Below are 21,317 nucleotides of genomic sequence, written 5' to 3' on the forward strand. Positions count from 1 at the left end.
ACATCAGACAGGGAAGAATGATGAAAAAAACTGCGAATTATCGAAAATTTTGCTGCTGCGTAGGCGCACTGGCTTTTACTTCGACAGCGGCTGTGGCTCAAATTGCCACAACAGTAACGCCGCTTCCCCATAGTTATACCAATTGTCGGATGGCGCTCAGTCTAAATAACAGATTTATTAAGATCAGTTTTCACGCCTTTGTTCATGACGTTAAATTAAAAGAAATTCTACGCGACAGGTTTAATCTAAACGAGGACATACCCATCCCAGACCAACCGGAAGCTACGGTACTAAATTTATTTTTTTTCGACGAGGAAGGTCATAAAGACTTAGTGCAATACAACATTTCAGAAAGTAGCTTAAACGGCAAACAACCCACCAGATTTGAAGACCACAACAAACTTGTCTTTACGCACGATGTGCCGTTCCAGCAACAAATGAAGATTGCGCTCGAAACCCCCACCAAAGATCTAAAGTATTTGGCCGTTAATGCAACTTTGGGTTACCAGTATTCCGTCGGTGATAAAATCTATCGGTTAATTGATGAGAATGCCGTTACCTTTGGGCGCGATGGAAATACCTGCGACACAGTTAATATCCAAACGGTACAAGCTCCAGCGGCATTATATGTCGATCCTCAGTTCAAGCTGAATTCCGCCGTCTGGCAACTCAAGCCTATTGATTTATATCGGCTCAACTCACATAAAAAAAATGGGCTAACGGCTCAAATGATTTATCCCATAAGAAGTATTCTTTGCCTGAATTATCCGCCATTAGGAATAGATAATCCGAGCTATACCATAACGGCTACCGGCAAAAATCCCACGCAGTCGAATAACCATTTTAGCCTGATGAAAGACTCCGATAAGCAGATCCACTATGCGGTTGAGCTAGAGGATAACACTGGCTCCAGCTTTACACTGCCCGGTTCCTACACCATTAATCTCAAACAACAAACTCCAACGGGAGACGGCTGGAGGAAAAAAATCTGCTGGTCACCAAGAATCACGCTATTCCCGACTGACAGTACCGAACAGGGCCTTTATTCCGATACATTGTCTTTTACTATTACGCCGCACTCTTGACCGACGAGCATCTAAACTGAGCGAAAAAGGCTCGATAAAACCGAGCCTTCGAAGGAATTATCCCCCCAGATAAGCCGAACGTACCGCTTCATTGGCTAATAAAGCTGCACCGGTATCTTCCAGTACAATGCGCCCGTTTTCCAACACATAGCCTCTATCCGCCAGTTTTAAAGCCTGATTCGCGTTCTGCTCTACCAGGAAGATAGTCATGCCCTCCTCACGAAGTTGCTGAATAGTATCGAAAATCTGCAAAATAATAATCGGTGCCAATCCCAGAGAAGGTTCATCCAGCAATAACAACTTGGGCTGACTCATTAAGGCGCGCCCGATAGCCAGCATTTGCTGCTCGCCACCGGACATCGTTCCGGAGCGCTGGATTCGCCTTTCGTGCAAGCGCGGAAATAAATCATAAACACGCTCAATACGTTGCTGATACTGCTCGCGGTTGGCAAAGAAGCCGCCCATCGCCAAATTTTCCTCCACCGTCATGCGAGAAAATACCCGCCGTCCTTCAGGTACGATAGCGATAGCCTCACGCATTATTCGTGCGGTTTGCCAATCGGTAATCTCCCGGTCGAGGAAATGAATAGTGCCTTCCGTGGCGCGAGGTTCGCCGCACAGCGTGCCCAACAGAGTGGTTTTCCCTGCCCCATTTGCGCCAATCAGCGTGACAATCTCACCCTGTTGAATATGCAGACTTACCTGATGCAAAGCCTGAATTTTGCCGTAGTGGGCTGAAACCTGATTCAATGACAACATATTAAGCCTCACCCACTTTATTCACCCAAATAGGCCCGGATGACATCCGGATTATTGCGAATTTCCGCCGGAGTACCCTGCGCCAACGGCGTTCCCTGATTCACCACGTAAATGCGATCGGAAATGCCCATCACCAGCTTCATATCATGTTCAATCAACAGCACCGAAACCTGATGATGATCCCGCAGTTCCATAATCAGTTGATTGAGCTCGTCAGTTTCTTTTGGATTCAAGCCAGCCGCTGGCTCATCCAGCATTAGCAGTTCCGGCCGCGTGACCATACAGCGAGCAATTTCGAGACGCCGCTGCTGACCATAAGCCAGATTTCCTGCCTGCCGATTAGCGAACGCCAGTAAACCAACTCGTTCCAGCCATGTCGCGGCACGAGACAGCGCGTCTGCTTCCGCCCGACGAAACGCCGGTGTTTTCAGCAATCCGGCAAATACGCCACTTTTTAGGTGCTGATGTTGTGCCACCAGCAGGTTTTCAATCACCGTCATTTCACGGAACAAACGCACGTGCTGGAAGGTACGAATCACCCCCATTCGGGCGATAGCCTGACCCGGTAAACCCTCGAGATGACGATCACGTAGTTGGATGCTGCCACCGGTTGGACGATAAAAACCAGTCAAGCAGTTGAAAATTGTAGTTTTTCCGGCGCCGTTTGGTCCAATCAGCGAAACAATTTCACCTTCATTTAGCGTTAGCCTAACGTTATTGACCGCCAGCAGCCCGCCAAAACGCATCGATAGCCCTTCTACCCTTAACAAAGGTTGCGCATTCATGCCTGCTCCCCCTGTTTTTCTTTCGCATCAGCTACTTTTAATTTCAGCTCTGGGCGTTTCATTGGTAACAATCCCTGTGGACGCCAAATCATCATTAACACCATCAACGCCCCCAGTAACAACATGCTGTAGGCATTCAAATCACGCATTAACTCTCGCGATACCACCAGCAGAATCGCCGCCAGAATGACTGCAAATTGCGAGCCCATACCGCCTAATACCACGATGGCGAGTACAAAAGCCGATTCGACAAAGGTAAAGGACTCTGGACTGACAAAGCCCTGACGAGCGGCAAACAGCGTTCCCGCAAAACCGGCGAAGGCTGCACTGATGGTAAAGGCGGTCAGCTTGATTTTGGTTGGGCTTAAACCCAATGAGCGACAGGCAATTTCATCTTCACGTAGCGCTTCCCACGCCCGCCCTAACGGCATACGTAACAAGCGGTTGATGATAAATAGCGTCAGTATTACCAGCAGCAGCGCTACCAGATACAGGAAAATAATACGGTCACCGGGGTCGTAAGCCAGACCGAAGAAATTATGGAAGGTATCCCAACCGCCATCTTTGGTCGTACGACTGAATTCCAGACCAAACAGAGTCGGTTTAGGGATCTGGCCGATGCCGTTAGGGCCGCCAGTGATTTCAGTATTATTCAACAGCAAAATACGAACGATTTCGCCGAAACCCAACGTGACTATGGCCAGATAATCACCCCGCAGCCGTAATACTGGGAAACCGAGCAAAAAGCCGAACGCGGCCGCCACCAGTCCTGCCAGCGGCAGACTTTCCCAAAATCCCAGACCGTAATAATGATTTAGTAGCGCGTAGGTATATGCGCCAATCGCGTAGAACCCGCCGTACCCCAGCACCAGTAAGCCAGACAAACCAACCACCACGTTCAAACCCAGGCCCAACATGATGTAAATCAGCGTTAGAGTGGCGATATCAACCGTTCCGCGCGATACCAGAAATGGCCAGACCACCGCCGCTACGATAATCAGCGCAGCCAACAGCTTTTGTCTGGTGGTTGTCGCATCAAAGCTCGGTAAAACCCAGCTTGGGCCAGAGATCTTCTTCATGCCTTGTTGCATTAACGGCCGAAATAACTGGAAGAAAAACACCACGGCACAACCAATGGCGATCCACATCCAGCGCACTTCACCCGCGCCGTGCACCACCAAACGCGTGCCGTCCAGCGCCAATTGTAGCCCCATCAGAAACGAGGCCAGCACCAGCATCACGAAAGTAGAGATAATCGCGTTGACGAAGTTAAGTTGCTTCATACTTTCTCAACCTCCGGACGGCCCAGAATTCCTGTCGGCATTACCAGCAATACGGCAATCAGCAGCGCAAATGAAACTGCGTCTTTATATTCTGTACTCAAATAAGCTGAGGTGAGCGCTTCAGCTACGCCGAGGATTAACCCGCCAATCATCGCTCCGGGGATACTCCCAATCCCCCCCAATACCGCCGCAGTAAAGGCCTTCATTCCCGCCATAAAACCGATGTAGGGGTTAATTACGCCGTAGAATTGTCCTAATAACACGCCAGCCACCGCCGCCATCACCGCGCCGATGACAAAGGTCAGGGAGATAACCCTATCGGTATTAATACCCAGCAGGCTGGCCATTTTCAGATCTTCCGCACAGGCTCGACAGGCCCGCCCCATACGGGAATAACGAATAAAAAGCGTCAGCGCCAGCATGGCGAGGAAAGTCACAATCCAGATGGTAAGCTGCATCGTGCTTATCGTTGCAGCAAAACCGTTGCTTTCAGCCAGCGTCCACTGACCAGTGACCAGACTAGGCAGAGCCAAATCTCGCGATCCTTGAGTCAGGCTGACATAGTTTTGCAAAAAGATAGACATCCCGATTGCCGAGATCAGAGCGATCAAGCGCTTAGAGCTGCGTACCGGCTTGTAGGCTACCCGTTCAATGCTCCAGCCATAGGCGCTGGCGATCACAATGGCCACAACAAAAGCCGAACCGATCAACAGCCAACTGGCGTCAATCCCAACCATCATTAGGGCGGCTATAACGATAAAAGAGACGTAACTACCGATCATATACACTTCGCCGTGGGCAAAGTTGATCATGCCGATAATGCCGTACACCATGGTGTAACCAATCGCGATCAGCGCATAAGTGCTGCCCAAGGTGACACCGTTAAACATCTGCTGCAAAAAGTAGAGAAACTGTTCTGACATAGCCTAACCCTTAATTCTCTTGCCTGGCCGCCCTTCCCACCCGCTCCATACCAATGATGGCAGGAAACATCCCCCGGAGACGGGGGATACATTGCGGGTAAAGGGGCCTGATTGCCATCACAGGCAACCTCACTGCTGAATATTTCGTGAGTGGTTATTTGACGGCGGTAGAAGAACCGTCGGCATGCCATTCAAAAATGCCGAATTCGAAACCTTTCAGGTCGCCTTTTTCATCCCAGCTTAGCGGCCCCATCACGGTTTCAACCGGCTTACCGGTTTTCAGATCTTTCACCAAATCGGCTGGCTCCTGGCTACCGCTACGTTCCATTGCTGTGGTTAGCGATTGCAATGCCGCGTAGGTAGTCCAGACGAATGGGCCGGTTGAGTCCAGTTTCTTGGCTTTCAGCGCATCGACGATAGGTTGGTTGGCAGGAACCTGATCGTAACGTTTAGGCAGCGTTACCAACATGCCTTCAGAGGCGGCGCCAGCGATATTGGAAAGCGAGGAGTTACCTACGCCTTCTGGCCCCATAAAGCGGGTGGCCAGGTTAGCCTGCTTGGCCTGACGTAAAATTTGCCCCATTTCCGGGTAGTAACCGCCGAAGTAAACGAAGTCGACGTTTTCTTTCTTCAAGCGAGCCACCAGCGTTGAGAAATCCTTATCACCCGCGGTCACGCCTTCAAACAGCACGACGTCAGTGCCCTGTTTTTTCAGGCTGTCGCGAACTGAGCGTGCCAAACCTTCACCGTATTGCTGTTTGTCATGTACTACGGCAATACGTTTTGGCTTAATAGTTTCGAGGATGTATTTCGCAGCGGTTGGCCCTTGGTCAGAATCCAGACCGGTGGTACGCAGAACCATTTTATAACCACGGGTGGTCAAATCTGCGTTAGTAGCCGCTGGGGTGATCATAATCACGCCTTCATCTTCATAAATATCTGAAGCAGGCTGTGTGGAAGAAGAACAAAGGTGGCCGATAACATAGCGAATACCATCGTTAATCACTTTGTTTGCCACGGCGACCGCTTGTTTCGGGTCACAGGCATCATCATATTCTACGCCAACCAGCTTATCGCCGTTGATCCCACCTTTGGCATTAATATCCGCAATAGCCTGACGAGCACCGGTAAATTCCATATCGCCATATTGTGCCACCGGGCCAGACATCGCACCGACGATAGCCACCTTAATATCCTTCGCTAACACCGAATGGCTCATTGCCATAACCATACAGCCCGCCAGCAACGCCTTACTTTTTGTCAATTTCATCCGCGCATTCCCCATCTGTCATTGTGAACGTACTGTTGTGTTTGCCGGGCCAATTCATCGCTACTTTTAGTTTTTATCCATAAGTAATAATGATTTAGTCTTTTATATGGCAATATTTTCTAATAAGACTTTATTTTTCAGACCATTAAACAGGAGTTTTATGCTGCAAATCAACTCAGACAAGCAGAAACAAGCGGTGCAAACAAGATAAAATAAGGTGCTATTTGTAGGGTATTTGCACAATCGATAGTGGGTTGTGCTGGTTATCATTCCATTTACTAATTTTTAACTCGGAAAATGCGCGGCGTGAAAAACATTTTCCGCCGTTCACGTACAGAAAAACTTACACATGCGCTTCCTCTCAGATCCAGTACACTATCCCTCTACTTTTTATTCGGAATATCCCCGATGAAATTGACCATTGAGCGCTTAACTCAGCTATCACATCAAGATCTTATCGATCTGGCAAAAATCTGGCCAAAACAGCAACCCGCCGACTGGCAGAGCTGGATTGATGCAGATCGGCCGCTATTTGCCGCACGTTTTAACCAAAGATTGCTGGGAGCAGTGAAAGTCCGGCTGAGTGCAGAGCGGGCGGAGCTAGAAGATTTACTGGTACGGGAAGTGACCCGTCGTCGCGGCGTGGGATTGTATCTGGTAGAAGAAACCCTGCGTCAACTGCCAGCCGTTCAGCACTGGCAGTTGAGTTATGGCGAGGTCCCTGGTGTTGGACGCTCTGAAATGGAACAATTTATGCTCGCCTGTGGTTTTCATTCTGGCGAGCAGGGCTGGCAGCGTTAAAGCCGCTGGCCCATCCGCCATACGGCGGCCACGTTGCGTGCAGTAACGCGCAGATTTTCCTGCGCTTCCGCTAACGCCTCGGGTAAAGTCACAATACGGTTTACCACGGAGAATACCGCATCTAAACCGTATTGATGTACTACCTGATAGTCCTGAGTCATACCTCCCGCCAGAGCAATAGTCGGAATTCCTAGCGCTTTGGCGGTCCGAGCCACGCCAATTGGCGTTTTACCGTGAATTGTCTGGCTATCAATCCGGCCTTCCCCGGTAATCACCAGATCGGCACCATTCATGGCCTCTGCTAACCCTAATGCCTGAATAACAATCTCAATACCGGGTTTAAGCTGTGCGTTGAGCAAACCAAACAAAGCCGCGCCCATACCACCTGCGGCACCGGCTCCTGCCGTTTCGATCACTGAACGTCCCGTCAATGCGTCAATGTGCTCACCGTAGTGGCGCAACGCGCCGTCCAGCGTGCTGACCATCTCAGGCGTTGCCCCTTTCTGGGGGCCAAATACGGCAGAAGCGCCCTTCGCTCCGCACAGCGGGTTATCGACATCACAGGCTACGATGATCTCGGTCTGAGCCAACCGCTCATCCAACGCCGATAAATCAATATGATGCAATCGACTTAGCGCCGCGCCGCCGCCGGGCAGCGCTTCGCCCTGAGCATCGAGAAAATACGCGCCCAGCGCCTGCATCATGCCAGCGCCACCATCGTTGGTTGCACTGCCGCCAATTCCCAGAATGATTTTACGCGCGCCTTTATCTAACGCAGACAGAATGAGCTGGCCGGTGCCAAAACTACTGGTGTGCAGCGGATTGCGCTGTTCCTGCCGCACCAGATGCAAACCGGAGGCCGCCGCCATTTCAATCACCGCCGTTTCACCGTCGCCCAGCCAGCCGTAAAAAGCCTGCACCGGCTGACTCAGCGGCCCGCTGACTTCAACCTGAATAATATCGCCACCGGTCGCCGCGACCATTGATTCAACGGTGCCTTCTCCACCGTCGGCCATGGGTAATTTAACGTAATCTGCCTGCGGGTAAATCTCGCGAAAACCTTGTTCGATAGCTTCAGCAACCTGCATTGCCGTCAGGCTTTCTTTAAATGAATCGGGCGCAATAACAATTTTCATCAAATACCTCGTTAACCCGCCAAGTTAAATACGCCGAACATCAGCGTGGAAACCAGTGCAATGGTGAAGCCCACCAACGTTTCGTATGGCAACAGTTTCAAACGCTCATGCACCTGCATATTGACGCTGCCGCCGGTTGCATGGAAGAAACTGCCGTGTGGCATGTGATCCAGTACCGTCGCGCCAGCATGTACCATGGCTGCGCCAGCCAGTGCCGTTACGCCAAGATCCAACAATGTTGAACTGAATACCGCCGAAGCCACCGCGGTGCCCGCCGTGGTTGACGCCGTTGCCATCGACATCAGCGCCCCGGAAATCGGCGCTAACAGATAAGCAGGCATACCTGATGCCGTTAATCCTTCGATCAGTACGTCTTTTAGGCCGGAATGAGCAATAATGCCCGCCAAAGTACCGGTTCCCAGCAGCATAATGGCAACCGGTGCCATGCGACTCAAACCGGAAATCATATAGCGGTTCGATTCGCGCCAGCGCCCCATGATCACCGCGCCAACCAAACCACCCAGAGGCAAAGCCAGCAACGGATCGATGGTAACACCCGCAATTGGGCGCAAAGCCAACAGCGCGATAGCCACTAATGGAGCCGAAATCGCAGCGGTAAAGGACGGAAGCTGGTTGGTTTCATGCACAATCAGCTCATCGGCGTTAACCTTGCTGCCTTTGTGTTTCAGATGCTTAGCTAAATAATAGGCCACAACCAGGCCAAACAAACCGGGGATAATGCCGGCGGCCATCAGAGAGGTCAGTGGCACATGGAAACTGTCTGCGGCCGCAATGGTATTTGGGTTCGGAGACATCACGTTACCCGCCTTACCGCCGCCAATCATCGCCAGCAGAATAGCCATTTTGGAAATATCGGCTCGATGAGCAATCGCCAGAGCAATAGGCGCAACGGTAATCACCGCTACATCAATAAATACGCCTACGGCGGTTAACAGCATAGTCGCTACCGCCAAAGCCAACAGCGCGCGCTTCTCACCCACTTTGCGCACAATTGTTTCTGCGATGGTATTTGCCGCGCCGGATTCAATTAACACTCCGGCAAGCACACCGGCCGCCAAAATACGCAGCACCGCATTGGTAATGCCCTGAGCGCCGCTGATCATCAGGCTGACGGTTTGAATCAGATCCGCACCACCGACTAACCCACCGGCGAGCGCGCCAGCCATCATGCCGTAAACCGGCGGAACTTTACGTAATATCAGCACGATGGAGACAATAAGTGCCACCAGCGCGCCTAAAGCTGAAACCGTTGTCATGTTCTGCTCCCAGTGTACTTTCTAATTTTATTTTTCAGGGTAAGGAGCCGGCATTATGTAAACTTCACCGGAGAAAGGCATGGTAGGATTGACCAGAAAATAACTAGGATAAACGAGATGTAATTGTAGAAAGCCACAAATCAGCCGTAGATTTGCAGACCGATATACAAGCGCAACAAAGAAGGTAACTGATTGATTTTTAAACCCGTTATTTCTTCTATTTTTTGCAGGCGATAGCGTAGGGTATTCACATGAATATGTAGCAGCCGGGCTGATTGAGACAGATCACAATTCTGATCAAAATACTGTTGCAGCGTCTGTCTTAGTACACCTTTACCATCCGCAGCGCAAAGCTGCGCCCAACTGGTGCCCAATTCCTCTGCCTGCCAAGTCCCCGCAAACTCCCCTAACAACGCCGGCAAAGAGTAATCGTTGTAATACAGCGTCTTATGCCTTAACCCCAGCCGTTCAGCCATTCCCTGCGCCGCACGAGCGGTGAGATAAGAGCGACGAATACCTTCAACGCCGGGGAATTGGCCACCGACAAAAATGCGCACATCGAAACGCGCCTGAAGCTGAGTCACAAAGGGCTGAAGCTGCTTATTTAAAGGACGCGACGGCTTATCTCCAGCAGCCAACGCCAGCGGTTTGAGCATCACTAATTGGTTAAAACCATTCATGCTAACCAGATGGTCACGACCAGTCGCATCCAGCACATCAATAAGCTGGCGCAGAGATTCATGATCTGGCTGATTCAGTTGGATAATCAGAGCGATGCGCGGCAAGGTTAAATTCAGCCCCAAATAGGCCGCCATTGAACCTATTGATGTGTCTTGCTGATACTCAGCCAATAATTGGCTGACTAACTCTTCCCGATAGCGTTTTTCCCACTGGGTTTGTTCCAGCAAGGCGGCCTGTTCCAGAATCAGCTCTGCAGCCATTCGCACTAACTCGGCATAAGCGCGAACCTGCGCCGGTTCACCAGAAATGCCAATGACGCCCACCAACTGCTGGTGAAAAATAATCGGCAGGTTAATTCCGGGTTTGACTCCCTTCAACTTGGCAGCAGTAGCACAATCAATTTCTACCACTCGATTTTCCATTAAAGCCAGCACCGCCCCCTCATGGCGCTGATTAAGGCGCAGCGGATCTCCAGAGGCAATAATAATTCCCTTATCATTCATGACATTAACCGAGTACTGGATGATACTCATGGCTCGCTGAACAATCTGCCGGGCGGTGGTTTCTTCAAGATGGTTTTGACGCATGGGCTTCCTGTCTGGAAACGCTGGAGAATTAAGGGAAAACAAGTATTACGATAGTGTACGGAAATCCAAACGCCGTTACCGATAGGCGTCTCAAAAAACCGAATATTGAAATGAACGGATGGCAGTTAAAAGCTAATTCGGAAGAAAATCATATAAAAAATATTGATGAAAACCAGAAAAGCAAAAGGGCGATAAATAATTATCGCCCTTTTCTGTCTTTACGCGGATTTACGCGGATGTTGCTCTTAGGCTTCGATAGCCATGCGTAACTTTTTCATCGCGTTCTTTTCAAGCTGACGAACGCGTTCTGCAGAAACGCCGTACTTATCGGCCAACTCCTGCAAAGTAGATTTGTTGTCATCATCCAGCCAACGGGCACGAATAATATGCTGGCTACGCTCGTCCAGACCTTCCAACGCATAGGTCAGTTTGTCCGCTGCGTGGCTTTCCCAGTTATCTTCTTCAATACCATCGGCAAAATCAGAAGTTTTATCCTGCAAATACAGAACGGGAGCCATAGACTGACCGTCGCGTACTTCATCGTCCGGAGTTGGGTCAAAAGTCATATCCTGCGCGGACATGCGAGATTCCATTTCACGAACGTCTTTGCTGGTCACACCCAGCTCTTTGGCAACCATTTCAACTTCTTCCTGATTAAACCAACCTAAACGCTGTTTGGTTTTACGCAGGTTAAAGAACAGCTTACGCTGTGCTTTGGTGGTTGCGACTTTGACAATACGCCAGTTGCGCAGAACATATTCATGAATTTCTGCTTTGATCCAGTGTACCGCGAAGGACACCAGACGCACCCCAACTTCCGGGTTGAACCGACGAACTGCTTTCATCAAGCCAATATTACCTTCCTGAATCAGGTCAGCCTGTGGCAGACCGTAGCCAGAATAGTTACGGGCAACATGAGCAACAAAGCGCAGGTGAGACAGGATTAGCTGTTTAGCCGCCTCCAGATCGCCCTGGTAATGCAGCCGTTCAGCCAACTCACGCTCTTCCTCTGCTGTCAGCATAGGATAGGTATTGGCAGCCCGAATATAGGCTTCCAGACTACCTTGCGGTACTAAGGCTAAAGTTTGCATTTCTTTGGTCATTTAAACCCTCTCATAGCATGTGCAGATCGTGCATAAACTCTCGGCGCGCATATTTTAGCATCCGGATAACCAGATTCAAGCACCGGGCACCTTATCATTTCACTGTGCTCTTCGACCGACTAACGCCACAAAAGTTCAATATAGATCACAGTTTCAACGCTGGATCCTAGCCGATAACCTGTGGATCTTACCAGTAGTTATTGCCTGGAAATTTGTAGAAATGGCGGTAGTCACGATGATTATGCTTCCCCTGCTTAATCGGAAACCGCAGGGGAAGAGTATAGCAAAAATTGCTTATTGCGGTGTAAATCGGCGTAAATGTTGAACAGTTGCCAGCCAGGCGGCGATCCAGCCGATCATGGCAGAAATCAGCACCAGCAGCAGGGATTCATCCCAGCTCAGTCCGTGCAGAGAGAAACTGGTACCGAATACCGTCGCTACCTGCGCCACTACCGAACCCAACTTCCACACCAGTGCTTCCGACAGAATTAGCGATAGAACTGCACCACCCAGACCTAGCATCGCGCCACCGTTCAGGAATGGCCGCAGAATAAAGCCATCTGTGGCACCAATCAGTTTCATCACATTGATAGTGTCGCGACGACTGAAAATGCTCAATCGCACGCTGTTACCGATAACCAGGAACACCGCAACGACCATCAACACGCCGATCATCGCCGCCACTTGCCCAACCAGGCCGGTCAACGCCGCCAGTCTTGCAAACCAGCTATCGTCCATACGAACTTCTGCCACACCTTCAACCTTGGTGACACGATCCCGCAGGGTATCCAGCGTTTCAGAGCTTTGGAAACTCATTTGCGGCGTGATGATCGCCACCGCTGGCAGCGGATTCTCTTCCAGCATATCCAGCGCACCGCCGAAACCTGACCAGTTGCGGAACTCACCCATCGCTTCTTCCCGCGACAAATAATTCACTTTTTCCACGCCGGCTTCTGCTTTCAATGCGGTTACCACATTTTCCGCAGCGTTATCGTCAAGAGACTTATCCAGATACACCGTAAGCTGTGGCGTCGGGTACCACTGTTCAGCGGCGGTGCTGACGTTCTTCCAAACGATATAGCATACACTCGGCAACGTCAGAGAAATGGCGATCACCATGACCGTCAGCAGGGTAGCCAGAGGCTGGCGCATCATATCGGCCAACGCATTGACCCATGAATAACGCCACTGTTCGCGCCAGCCGCCTTTCAACGCTTTGGTTTTTGCTTTCTTTGCATTATTCGCCATGACGCGCTCCTGACATTCTTCCCTGACTGAGCGTTAGAATCGGGTAACGACGCCGCGCAATCAGCGAAGTATCGTGGGTGGCCATCAAAACGGTCACGCCAACACGGTTAAACTCTTCAAACAGGCGCAAAATACCTTCCGACAGGGCTTCATCGAGGTTACCGGTAGGCTCATCCGCCAGCAATACCGCCGGCTTATTCACTACCGCACGGGCAATACCAACCCGCTGCTGTTCCCCGCCAGAAAGCTGGATCGGGAAGTTTTTCGCTTTATCCAATAAGCCGACTTTATCCAACGCCGCCGATACCCGACGACGGATATCTTCGGTACTGGCACCGGCAATAATCAACGGCATCGCGACATTGTCATACACGGTTCGATCCAGCAGCAAATGGTGATCCTGAAAGATCATCCCGATCTGGCGACGCAGAAAAGGAACCTCGCGGTTTTTCAACCGGCTGATATCGTGACCGCCAAACCAAATGTGGCCGGCACTAGGCCGTTCGATGCCACAAATCAGTTTGAGCAGCGTACTTTTCCCAGCGCCGGAGTGGCCGGTCAAAAACGCCATTTCCGCCGGGCGTAGATGAAAATCTACCCCTTGCAGCGCTTGTCGGCCGCCCAGATAAGCTTTACTGACCTGTTCAAAGCGAATCATCCGTATTAATCCTCTCGGGCAAAAAGAGCCTCAATAAAATCGTCAGCCTTAAATGGCCGCAAATCTTCAATACCTTCTCCAACGCCGATATAGCGGATCGGAATACCAAACTGATCGGCAATGGCGAAAATCACCCCGCCCTTGGCGGTACCATCCAGTTTAGTCAGGGTTATCCCCGTCAGGCCAACCGCTTCGTTAAACAGTTTGGCCTGGCTTACCGCATTTTGTCCGGTGCTGGCATCCAGCGTCAGCATAACCTCATGAGGGGCATCGCCGTCCAGCTTTTTCATTACCCGGACAATCTTCTTCAGCTCTTCCATCAGGTGAGCTTTATTCTGCAAACGCCCGGCGGTGTCCGCCAATAGCACATCGACGCCACGGGCTTTAGCTGCTTGAATCGCATCAAAAATAACTGAGGCGGAATCCGCGCCGGTATGCTGAGCGACCACGGCAATTTTGTTGCGCTCGCCCCAAACCTGTAGCTGCTCAACGGCGGCAGCGCGGAAAGTGTCCCCAGCGGCCAGCATGACTGATTTGCCTTCGGCCTGGAACTGACGTGCCAGTTTACCGATAGTGGTTGTTTTACCTACGCCGTTCACCCCAACCATCAGAATTACGTACGGGTTCTTACCGCTGACATCCAAAGGTTTGTCGACTTTAGCCAGAATTTCGGACATTTCCTCCTTCATCTTGCCGTAGAGTGCTTCGGCGTCTTTCAACTGCTTACGACTGGCGTGAGCGGTTAAGGATTCGATGATTTTACGCGTAGTTTCGACGCCAACGTCGGCGATCAGGAGCTGTTCTTCCAATTCTTCAAACAGATCGTCGTCGATTTTCTTACCGCTGAATAACCCCATAAAACCAGAACCCAGGTTTTGTTTGGTTTTCAGCAAGCTACGTTTTAAGCGAGCAAAGAAGCCTTCTTTCGTTGGCCTTTCCTGTTCTTGAGCCACAGGTGCCACTACAGGTTCAAGCTCGATTTCGTCCACCAATTCAGACTCAGCAAGCGCAGTAGTCACTTCTGGCTCTGGCTCTGGCTCTGGCTCTGGCTCTGGCTCTGGCTCTGGCTCTGGCTCTGGCTCTGGCTCTGGCTCTGGCAGAATAACTTCAATATCTTCCACCGTTTCGACAGAAATATCAGCCTCTGCTTCAACCAGAGCAGACTCAGGCTCGAATACCTGCGGTTGATGCTGCTCCGTCAAGAACTGAGCCACAGCTTCAGCAACCAGCGGCTCTGCTGCCGGTATCACTTCTTCTGCCAATATCTCTAAGGATTCCGGTTGTTCGGTCACCGCAGCGCTAACCGGTTCGATAACCGCCGTCGTCTCGATCTCGTTGAATTCAGCCGGCTCTACGTATTGAGTGGGAACAATCTCAGGCTCAATTGGCGTTTCTTCCACCAACGGCACTACATCGATAGCCGGGGCTATTTCTGCCGCCGCTTCCGCGTTGATTTCGCTGTCCCATTCCCCCACCTCCGTTGGAACAACGGATTCCGCTGCCGGAGTAGGTTCGTCAGCCGTTACAAGCTCATGCTCAGAAGCCGCGGGCAGGCTTTCATCAACCACTGGCTCAGCGACTGGCTGCTCAATTTTTTGTTCTTCTTTCTGTTCTTCACTCTGACGGCCAAGACCCAGCCAGGAAAAAAACCCACGTTTTTTTTCTTTTGCCATTTGCGACTACACTCCTCGCGGTTAAATCATGGCTTACATAAATAAGATAATAGCTCGCCAGTCTATCACTTTCCCCCGAGCAGCAACACGCGCACGATGCTGCTTTCCGTTGTGAATTCAATCAACAAAGCATTAACGTTTCCCCTCACTGCGCACATCGGTAGAATAGCGGCTATATCTTCTATTCAGCGCCGTCAAAATGGCCACATTTCAAGCAGCGAGCTATGGCAAAAAAACCACAACAACAATCCTTCGGGCAGATTCGTATTATTGGCGGAAAGTGGCGTGGCCGGAAGTTACCGGTTCCCGATAGCCCAGGCTTACGACCAACGACCGATCGAGTGCGGGAAACCCTGTTTAACTGGCTGGCACCGATGATTCAGGGCGCTCGCTGCCTAGATTGTTTTGCCGGCAGCGGCGCTCTTGGTCTGGAAGCGCTGTCTCGCTATGCTGGAGAAACCGTGTTGCTGGAATACGAGCGCAATGTGGCACGCCAGCTCACTAGTAATCTGGCTTTGCTAAACGCAGAAAATGGGCAAGTGGTGAATACCAACGCCCTGCAATGGTTGGCGCAACCGGGTAAACCTTTCGATTTAGTGTTTCTCGATCCGCCGTTCCGTAAAGGTTTGCTGGCAGAAACCGTCAACCTGCTGGAGCAGCAAGGCTGGCTAACCGATGAAGCCTGGATTTACGTAGAGGCCGAAGCGGAAAGCGCGGCCGCAGACGTACCGGCCAATTGGCAATTACACCGTGAAAAGGTCGCGGGGCAAGTCGCCTATCGCCTGTATATTCGTCACCATGCTGCGTCTGACGCAGCGCAGGAGCCAGAGAATGTTGATTAATTTCGGTCGTTTACTGATGCTGGGCGTATGGGCTTTTCTGATCCTGAACCTGATCCAGCCATTCCCTAGTCCGTTGAAATATTTTGTGAATGTCGCGATGATTTTTATGGTGCTGATGCATGGTTTACAGCTCACGCTGCTGAAATCAACTCAGCCTAAGGATCAACCGATTAGCGGCTGGCAGCAGGTCAAAATCTTTATCTTTGGTGTTTTTGAACTGTTGGCGTGGCAGAAAAAACAGCCGCCAATGCCGAAAAAGTAATTTCCATCCCTACGTACTTTTCCAAGCCAAAGCTATTTGGCTGGCTGAACGGCGGTAAAATCAATATAGCGGGTGCCTTGTAAACGCAGGGTGCCCTGCATACCGATATTAATTTGTTGATATTCCTGACGAGGCAAAACAATATTAATTTCACTGCCGCTCAGGAGCGGGCGAAAAGTCACTTCATAGCGTTTATCTTCCGCCACAATTTCTTCCCGCTGACGTGAACGACGATTCGGCGCTAAAACCTCACGTTTATTACTAACCTCAACCTGCAGGCTGCGCATTGGAGCTTTATCATTCTCTGCATCCAGCCGGCGTTTTTGCCAATACTGGCGCGTGGCTAAAATAACAATCAGTGCCACAACCACAATAAAAATCAGCGGTGGTTTGCTCATGAATTACACCTAATAAATAAAGCTGTCGCCGTTATCAGATTCAGGGCTTATTGCCCGGTAAATAAGGGAAGTTCATCACGTTGGCTCCCAAATCAGAGATACGCGCGCTACCTTTTTCGGTCACGACATCAATACGGATGACGGAATGAAGTGGAATATAGCTACGGTTGACGCCAGAAAATTCGGTTTTCAGTTTTTCTGTCGACGGATCAACCAATAACGCCGATTGGCTATCAAATACAAAATCAGCAATCTCGATAAACCCGAACAAAGAGCTGGGCGTTATTTCACGGACATAGAGTTGATAATTCTTACCATTGTTCATGAACTGAATGCGGTAAAGAGTTTGATCGTTCGCCATGGTGTTACCTATCGCTATCCTTCGATAATCAAGCTTTCAGGGGAAGAGAACCGGTTATTAACATACCATGAAGGGCTTAAAGACGCATCCGTGCGGTTAGCGGGTTTATTCTGTCGTTCGACTGTAAATCAGGCTTGCCAGCGATTGCTTAGCCCTCCACCGGTTTACACCATTCACCGTGATCCATCCAATCTTCATCAGAGTCCCCTTTAATCCACACTTCATTGCCATACTGATGAATTAATAACGCCGGCTTATTTTGATCGATATTCTTCAGGTATTTATTATAGACGGGATGGCGGTTATTTAAGATATCGGCTTTGCCGTAATGTATCTTGCCGGGATATTTTCGATTATCGACAAAAGTGACATAGAAATTATCATTGCGCAGCTCAATTATGGCCCGCCCATTCTTGACCAACTTGCAATTATAAGTAAAACCGGGAAATTCCGCACTATAGGCAGCAGAACAGACTGAAAGAGTCATTACCATGATAAGTAACAATTTTTCTTTTTTCATTTTTAATTTCTGGCAAATAGCGTTCATATTAAAGTGGCAGAAATAAACTGACAGCTATGGCAGAGTATTATTATTCTCTACCGCTTATATAAGCTCATAAGCCTGCGCCAATTCTCGTATATTACCGGGTTCAATACTGTTACCCATTAAACACGGGGAATATTAATAGCATCTGCTCAGGCTATTTTCTATACTTTTATTAACGAAAGGTTACTTTGATGTAACAATAAATGCTTTAATTAAGTTAATATATTTATTTAAAATAATTATCACGCTTACTTTAGCGTCTGTTTTTCACACACTCAAGTACGAATTTTGACCTACGAATTCACGCCGTTGCATCACATATAAAATCGCATGCAAAAATCATTAGTAATCGAATAGCCCCTGTTGTTCATCCTGACGATCCCCTACACTGAAAAGAGACATTGGCTGATAATTATCGTTACCGAGCGGCTATTTTTTGCAGAAACTTTAGAGAAGAAGGATAAAAAATGAGTTGGCCATTCCTCGCTGTATTTTTTTCTGGTTGGTTGTTTGTTGATGCCAGCTACCGTGGGCCACGCTGGCAACGGTGGGTCTTCAAACCCGTAACCCTGTTACTGCTGGTTCTACTCGCCTGGCAAGCTCCGGTACTTGGGCCAGCCGGTTATCTGATCGTTCTCGGGCTGCTAGCCACCATGGCTGCCGACGCTTTGCTATTGCTACCCAGTGAGCGCTTACTTTATGCCATTGGCGCATTCTTCCTTTCTCACCTGCTGTATACCATCAGTTTCGCGACACAGATGACAGTCAGTATTTTCTGGCCGCTGCCGTTGGTGCTGATCATCATAGGTGCACTGTTACTGGCAACAATCTGGACCCGGTTGGAAGAAATGCGCTGGCCGATCGCAACCTATGTCGCCATGACGCTATTGATGGTGTGGGTTGCCGGTGAACAATACTTCTTACGGAGCACCGATTTTGGCTTTTCGCTGCTGATCGGCACTTCTTTGCTGCTGTTAGCCAATATTATCTGGCTGATCAATCGCTACCGTTTTTCTTTCAAAGCCGCTGATGCACTGGTCGCAGGCTGCTATTTTGTTGGTCACTTCCTGATTGTCCGCTCGCTCTATCTGTAAATATCTACGCCCCACGGACGGGGCGTACTGGTTTCTTCTTTCTCCTTTCTGCACAAATTCACCCGCGCAGCAAGTCCCAGTGGTTAATAAATCGAACTCTATTTAGCAATAATTCTCATCCTTCTATTGACTCTGGAGTTAGCTCCAAGGTGTAGAGTCCTCTCATCAACGGGGAATTAACTGTTCCGGGGGCACTATGCATTCACATCGCGACCACCAACATTCAGATGAAGTTCATGACCACAACAACGAAGGTCACGCACATATTCATACAGCCGATACACATTGCTGTAGTGCAACAAATACAGCGGTCGAAGAGGTATCTCAAGCTAGTAAACACTCACATTCTTCCAACTGTTGCAGCAGTGCCAAGCCTGATACGTCAGGGAATGATAGCGAATTAGAAGGGCTACCCAGCACGGGCGGTCAGCGTTATAGCTGGCATATAAAGGGGATGGATTGCCCAAGTTGCGCGCGTAAGATTGAAAATGCCGTAGGCGGTATCTCCGGCGTGGAACAAGCCAAGGTGCTGTTTGCTACGGAAAAGCTGGTGGTAGATGCCAAAACTGACGTCAGCCAACAGGTACAAAACGCCGTCGCCAAAGCGGGATTTAGCCTGCTGGACAGCCCCAAATCAGGGCAAAAAATGGCGGCCAATGAAAATAAGTTTCGCGAATATTTACCAATAATCGTACTGACGCTTTTGATGTTAGCCAGTTGGGGAATTTCATTAGTTAGCGAAGAAAGTGGCCGCATCGCCTTTATCGTCACAACCGTGGTGGGATTAATTCCTATCGCCGGTAAGGCACTGAAACTGATTCGTTCCGGCACGCCTTTTGCCATTGAAACCTTGATGAGCGTGGCAGCCATTGGCGCGTTATTTATCGGCGCAACGGCAGAGGCCGCCATGGTATTGCTGTTGTTTATGTTAGGCGAACTATTAGAGTCTTACGCCGCCAATCGTGCACGACGAGGCGTTTCAGCCCTGATGGCGCTAGTACCGGAAGACGCTTTGCTACTCAAAAATGGGCAACGGAGTCTGGTTCCTGTCAGCAGTTTACGGCCAGGAGACGTAATTGAAATCGCGCCAGGAGCGCGTCTGCCAGCCGATGCAGAGCTGGTTACACCTTTTGCCAGCTTTGATGAGAGTGCTTTAACCGGCGAGTCGATTCCGGTTGAACGACAACAAGGTGAAAAAGTGGCGGCAGGCAGCCTTTCCATCGACAGATCCGCCGAAATGCGCGTAATTTCCGAGCCGGGTAATAACGCCATTGACCGCATTTTACAGTTAATTGAAGAAGCGGAAGAACGCCGCGCGCCGATTGAACGCTTTATCGATCGCTTTAGCCGCATTTACACTCCATTAATTATGCTGCTGTCCGTTTTGGTGATTTTGATTCCACCTATGTTCTACGGCCAGCCTTGGGAACCTTGGATTTATCGAGGTCTAACCCTGCTATTAATCGGCTGCCCTTGTGCTTTGGTTATCTCCACGCCTGCGGCCATTACTTCCGCACTGGCGGCGGCAACTCGTCGCGGCGCGTTGATTAAAGGCGGAGCAGCATTGGAGCAACTTGGCATCATTCAAACCGTTGCCTTCGATAAAACCGGCACGCTGACCGAAGGTAAGCCTCAGGTGACCGACGTACTGCCGGTCAATGGCGTGACTGAAAATCGCCTGTTAACGCTAACCGCCGCCGTAGAAGCCGGTTCCCACCATCCTTTAGCTACGGCAATTTTACAGCGCGCCGCGCAGGAATCGACTTCGCTACCTCCCGCAGAGGAACGTCGGGCGTTGGCAGGTATTGGCGTCGAAGGGGTCGTTAACGGCATAAAAATATTGGTGAGTTCTCCGGGCAAACTGGCTCCACAATCGCTAGATAACCACTGGCAAACACAATTGGATCAGTTGGAAAGCAGCGGCAAAACCGCAGTTGCGGTGCTGGAAGAGGGGCGCTTTATTGGTCTGCTGGCGCTGCGGGATACTCTGCGCACAGATGCAAAACAGGCGATTAATGCGTTGAAAAATCTGGGTATTCAGGGCGTGATGCTGACCGGTGACAATCCGAGAGCCGCAGCGGCAATTGCCAATGAACTAGGCATCGACTATCGAGCTGGATTATTACCCGCGGATAAAGTAGAGGCGATCACCGCGCTGAATAAGGCTAAACCCACGGTCATGGTCGGTGATGGCATAAACGACGCGCCCGCGATGAAGGCCGCCAGTATTGGCGTCGCTATGGGGAGCGGAACCGATGTGGCGCTGGAAACCGCCGATGCAGCGTTGACCCACAACCGGCTGACCGGATTAGCGGAAATCATCGTGCTATCACGTGCCGCTCGCGCCAATATTCGGCAAAACATCGCTATTGCGCTGGGATTAAAGGGAATTTTCCTGATTACTACTTTGCTGGGATTAACCGGTCTGTGGCTGGCAGTGTTGGCCGATTCGGGCGCAACGGCTCTCGTTACCGCCAACGCCTTGAGATTACTGAGAAAACGCGAAATTTAACCGGGTAGAATTTTATCCGAATATTGTTCACT

The 21,317-nt window shown here is 50.2% G+C and carries 21 protein-coding genes; 6 read left to right on the plus strand and 15 right to left on the minus strand.

From position 1 onward, the window contains the following. Positions 1-17: 17 nt before the first annotated feature. The gene (locus ACQ4OC_RS12755) at positions 18-1,085 is read left to right on the plus strand and encodes a hypothetical protein (RefSeq protein WP_430971222.1); all 1,068 of its coding nucleotides are present in this window, start codon (positions 18-20) and stop codon (positions 1,083-1,085) included. Between the two features lie 57 nt (positions 1,086-1,142). Here ACQ4OC_RS12755 and livF read toward each other — a convergent pair whose 3' ends face one another. The 5 genes from livF to ACQ4OC_RS12780 all read right to left on the minus strand — a co-directional run bounded on the left by livF (position 1,143) and on the right by ACQ4OC_RS12780 (position 6,105). After that, the gene (livF, locus tag ACQ4OC_RS12760) at positions 1,143-1,844 is read right to left on the minus strand and encodes a high-affinity branched-chain amino acid ABC transporter ATP-binding protein LivF (protein WP_064514333.1); all 702 of its coding nucleotides are present in this window, start codon (positions 1,842-1,844) and stop codon (positions 1,143-1,145) included. Between the two features lie 17 nt (positions 1,845-1,861). Beyond that, positions 1,862-2,629: a high-affinity branched-chain amino acid ABC transporter ATP-binding protein LivG gene (gene livG, locus ACQ4OC_RS12765; protein WP_064514336.1), complete on the minus strand. Its 768-nt coding sequence runs from the start codon at positions 2,627-2,629 to the stop codon at positions 1,862-1,864. After that, complete coding sequence (locus tag ACQ4OC_RS12770; RefSeq protein WP_064514337.1) at positions 2,626-3,912, minus strand: high-affinity branched-chain amino acid ABC transporter permease LivM; 1,287 nt, start codon at positions 3,910-3,912, stop codon at positions 2,626-2,628. Before ACQ4OC_RS12770 ends, livG begins: the two co-directional genes overlap by 4 nt. Next, on the minus strand, positions 3,909-4,835 hold the full coding sequence (gene livH / locus ACQ4OC_RS12775) for a high-affinity branched-chain amino acid ABC transporter permease LivH (RefSeq protein ID WP_049600927.1): 927 nt from the start codon (positions 4,833-4,835) through the stop codon (positions 3,909-3,911). The genes ACQ4OC_RS12770 and livH overlap by 4 nt, the downstream gene beginning before the upstream one ends. Before the next feature lie 154 nt (positions 4,836-4,989). After that, positions 4,990-6,105, minus strand: a complete 1,116-nt coding sequence (locus ACQ4OC_RS12780) for a branched-chain amino acid ABC transporter substrate-binding protein (RefSeq protein WP_064514339.1) — start codon at positions 6,103-6,105, stop codon at positions 4,990-4,992. Positions 6,106-6,513: 408 nt separating this feature from the next. Here ACQ4OC_RS12780 and panM point away from each other — a divergent pair, with 408 nt between their 5' ends. Continuing rightward, entirely contained in the window at positions 6,514-6,906 is a 393-nt protein-coding gene (gene panM / locus ACQ4OC_RS12785; RefSeq protein ID WP_064514341.1) for an aspartate 1-decarboxylase autocleavage activator PanM, read from the plus strand. Here the strand turns inward: panM and ACQ4OC_RS12790 are convergent. From ACQ4OC_RS12790 to ftsY, 7 genes are all read right to left on the minus strand, one after another. Continuing rightward, positions 6,903-8,042: a glycerate kinase gene (locus tag ACQ4OC_RS12790; RefSeq protein WP_064514343.1), complete on the minus strand. Its 1,140-nt coding sequence runs from the start codon at positions 8,040-8,042 to the stop codon at positions 6,903-6,905. The genes panM and ACQ4OC_RS12790 overlap by 4 nt on opposite strands. Positions 8,043-8,053: 11 nt before the next feature. Next, positions 8,054-9,319 carry a GntP family permease gene (locus tag ACQ4OC_RS12795; protein ID WP_064514345.1) on the minus strand — a complete coding sequence of 422 codons (1,266 nt, stop codon included), beginning with the start codon at positions 9,317-9,319 and terminating at the stop codon, positions 8,054-8,056. A 140-nt stretch (positions 9,320-9,459) separates the two neighbouring features. Continuing rightward, positions 9,460-10,587, minus strand: coding sequence for a sugar diacid recognition domain-containing protein (locus tag ACQ4OC_RS12800; RefSeq protein ID WP_064514347.1), 1,128 nt, complete (start codon positions 10,585-10,587; stop codon positions 9,460-9,462). A 245-nt stretch (positions 10,588-10,832) separates the two neighbouring features. Further along, the gene (gene rpoH / locus ACQ4OC_RS12805) at positions 10,833-11,690 is read right to left on the minus strand and encodes an RNA polymerase sigma factor RpoH (protein WP_064514351.1); all 858 of its coding nucleotides are present in this window, start codon (positions 11,688-11,690) and stop codon (positions 10,833-10,835) included. A gap of 294 nt (positions 11,691-11,984) precedes the next feature. Next, positions 11,985-12,938, minus strand: a complete 954-nt coding sequence (ftsX, locus tag ACQ4OC_RS12810; RefSeq protein ID WP_064514353.1) for a permease-like cell division protein FtsX — start codon at positions 12,936-12,938, stop codon at positions 11,985-11,987. After that, a complete protein-coding gene (gene ftsE / locus ACQ4OC_RS12815) occupies positions 12,928-13,596 on the minus strand; it encodes a cell division ATP-binding protein FtsE (RefSeq protein ID WP_049600906.1) in 669 nt (222 codons plus the stop codon). Before ftsE ends, ftsX begins: the two co-directional genes overlap by 11 nt. Before the next feature lie 5 nt (positions 13,597-13,601). Beyond that, entirely contained in the window at positions 13,602-15,269 is a 1,668-nt protein-coding gene (gene ftsY, locus ACQ4OC_RS12820; protein ID WP_430971223.1) for a signal recognition particle-docking protein FtsY, read from the minus strand. Positions 15,270-15,493: 224 nt separating this feature from the next. Here ftsY and rsmD point away from each other — a divergent pair, with 224 nt between their 5' ends. Next, entirely contained in the window at positions 15,494-16,111 is a 618-nt protein-coding gene (gene rsmD / locus ACQ4OC_RS12825) for a 16S rRNA (guanine(966)-N(2))-methyltransferase (protein ID WP_064514356.1), read from the plus strand. Beyond that, entirely contained in the window at positions 16,101-16,373 is a 273-nt protein-coding gene (locus ACQ4OC_RS12830; protein ID WP_064514358.1) for a DUF1145 family protein, read from the plus strand. The genes rsmD and ACQ4OC_RS12830 overlap by 11 nt, the downstream gene beginning before the upstream one ends. A 32-nt stretch (positions 16,374-16,405) precedes the next feature. Here ACQ4OC_RS12830 and ACQ4OC_RS12835 read toward each other — a convergent pair whose 3' ends face one another. From ACQ4OC_RS12835 to ACQ4OC_RS12845, 3 genes are all read right to left on the minus strand, one after another. Further along, positions 16,406-16,771, minus strand: coding sequence for a DUF2500 domain-containing protein (locus ACQ4OC_RS12835; RefSeq protein WP_064514360.1), 366 nt, complete (start codon positions 16,769-16,771; stop codon positions 16,406-16,408). A gap of 40 nt (positions 16,772-16,811) precedes the next feature. Then, a complete protein-coding gene (locus ACQ4OC_RS12840; RefSeq protein ID WP_064514362.1) occupies positions 16,812-17,132 on the minus strand; it encodes a DUF1820 family protein in 321 nt (106 codons plus the stop codon). Between the two features lie 148 nt (positions 17,133-17,280). After that, entirely contained in the window at positions 17,281-17,652 is a 372-nt protein-coding gene (locus tag ACQ4OC_RS12845; RefSeq protein ID WP_064514364.1) for a hypothetical protein, read from the minus strand. 494 nt (positions 17,653-18,146) lie between these two features. Between ACQ4OC_RS12845 and ACQ4OC_RS12850 the strand changes: the two genes are divergently transcribed. Both ACQ4OC_RS12850 and ACQ4OC_RS12855 read left to right on the plus strand, forming a co-directional pair. Further along, complete coding sequence (locus ACQ4OC_RS12850; protein ID WP_064514366.1) at positions 18,147-18,773, plus strand: lysoplasmalogenase; 627 nt, start codon at positions 18,147-18,149, stop codon at positions 18,771-18,773. Between the two features lie 196 nt (positions 18,774-18,969). Next, positions 18,970-21,285: a zinc/cadmium/mercury/lead-transporting ATPase gene (locus tag ACQ4OC_RS12855; RefSeq protein ID WP_064514368.1), complete on the plus strand. Its 2,316-nt coding sequence runs from the start codon at positions 18,970-18,972 to the stop codon at positions 21,283-21,285. Positions 21,286-21,317: the final 32 nt, after the last annotated feature.

Source organism: Yersinia sp. J1 (assembly GCF_050586585.1).
GTDB lineage: Bacteria > Pseudomonadota > Gammaproteobacteria > Enterobacterales > Enterobacteriaceae > Yersinia > Yersinia entomophaga.

What these genes read in the sequence shown, in the direction of transcription:
- ACQ4OC_RS12755 (WP_430971222.1), top strand. Translation starts at nt 18, where the DNA reads ATGATGAAAAAAACTGCGAATTATCGAAAATTTTGCTGCTGCGTAGGC.
- livF (WP_064514333.1), bottom strand. Translation starts at nt 1,844, where the DNA reads ATGTTGTCATTGAATCAGGTTTCAGCCCACTACGGCAAAATTCAGGCT.
- livG (WP_064514336.1), bottom strand. Translation starts at nt 2,629, where the DNA reads ATGAATGCGCAACCTTTGTTAAGGGTAGAAGGGCTATCGATGCGTTTT.
- ACQ4OC_RS12770 (WP_064514337.1), bottom strand. Translation starts at nt 3,912, where the DNA reads ATGAAGCAACTTAACTTCGTCAACGCGATTATCTCTACTTTCGTGATG.
- livH (WP_049600927.1), bottom strand. Translation starts at nt 4,835, where the DNA reads ATGTCAGAACAGTTTCTCTACTTTTTGCAGCAGATGTTTAACGGTGTC.
- ACQ4OC_RS12780 (WP_064514339.1), bottom strand. Translation starts at nt 6,105, where the DNA reads ATGAAATTGACAAAAAGTAAGGCGTTGCTGGCGGGCTGTATGGTTATG.
- panM (WP_064514341.1), top strand. Translation starts at nt 6,514, where the DNA reads ATGAAATTGACCATTGAGCGCTTAACTCAGCTATCACATCAAGATCTT.
- ACQ4OC_RS12790 (WP_064514343.1), bottom strand. Translation starts at nt 8,042, where the DNA reads ATGAAAATTGTTATTGCGCCCGATTCATTTAAAGAAAGCCTGACGGCA.
- ACQ4OC_RS12795 (WP_064514345.1), bottom strand. Translation starts at nt 9,319, where the DNA reads ATGACAACGGTTTCAGCTTTAGGCGCGCTGGTGGCACTTATTGTCTCC.
- ACQ4OC_RS12800 (WP_064514347.1), bottom strand. Translation starts at nt 10,587, where the DNA reads ATGCGTCAAAACCATCTTGAAGAAACCACCGCCCGGCAGATTGTTCAG.
- rpoH (WP_064514351.1), bottom strand. Translation starts at nt 11,690, where the DNA reads ATGACCAAAGAAATGCAAACTTTAGCCTTAGTACCGCAAGGTAGTCTG.
- ftsX (WP_064514353.1), bottom strand. Translation starts at nt 12,938, where the DNA reads ATGGCGAATAATGCAAAGAAAGCAAAAACCAAAGCGTTGAAAGGCGGC.
- ftsE (WP_049600906.1), bottom strand. Translation starts at nt 13,596, where the DNA reads ATGATTCGCTTTGAACAGGTCAGTAAAGCTTATCTGGGCGGCCGACAA.
- ftsY (WP_430971223.1), bottom strand. Translation starts at nt 15,269, where the DNA reads ATGGCAAAAGAAAAAAAACGTGGGTTTTTTTCCTGGCTGGGTCTTGGC.
- rsmD (WP_064514356.1), top strand. Translation starts at nt 15,494, where the DNA reads ATGGCAAAAAAACCACAACAACAATCCTTCGGGCAGATTCGTATTATT.
- ACQ4OC_RS12830 (WP_064514358.1), top strand. Translation starts at nt 16,101, where the DNA reads ATGTTGATTAATTTCGGTCGTTTACTGATGCTGGGCGTATGGGCTTTT.
- ACQ4OC_RS12835 (WP_064514360.1), bottom strand. Translation starts at nt 16,771, where the DNA reads ATGAGCAAACCACCGCTGATTTTTATTGTGGTTGTGGCACTGATTGTT.
- ACQ4OC_RS12840 (WP_064514362.1), bottom strand. Translation starts at nt 17,132, where the DNA reads ATGGCGAACGATCAAACTCTTTACCGCATTCAGTTCATGAACAATGGT.
- ACQ4OC_RS12845 (WP_064514364.1), bottom strand. Translation starts at nt 17,652, where the DNA reads ATGAAAAAAGAAAAATTGTTACTTATCATGGTAATGACTCTTTCAGTC.
- ACQ4OC_RS12850 (WP_064514366.1), top strand. Translation starts at nt 18,147, where the DNA reads ATGAGTTGGCCATTCCTCGCTGTATTTTTTTCTGGTTGGTTGTTTGTT.
- ACQ4OC_RS12855 (WP_064514368.1), top strand. Translation starts at nt 18,970, where the DNA reads ATGCATTCACATCGCGACCACCAACATTCAGATGAAGTTCATGACCAC.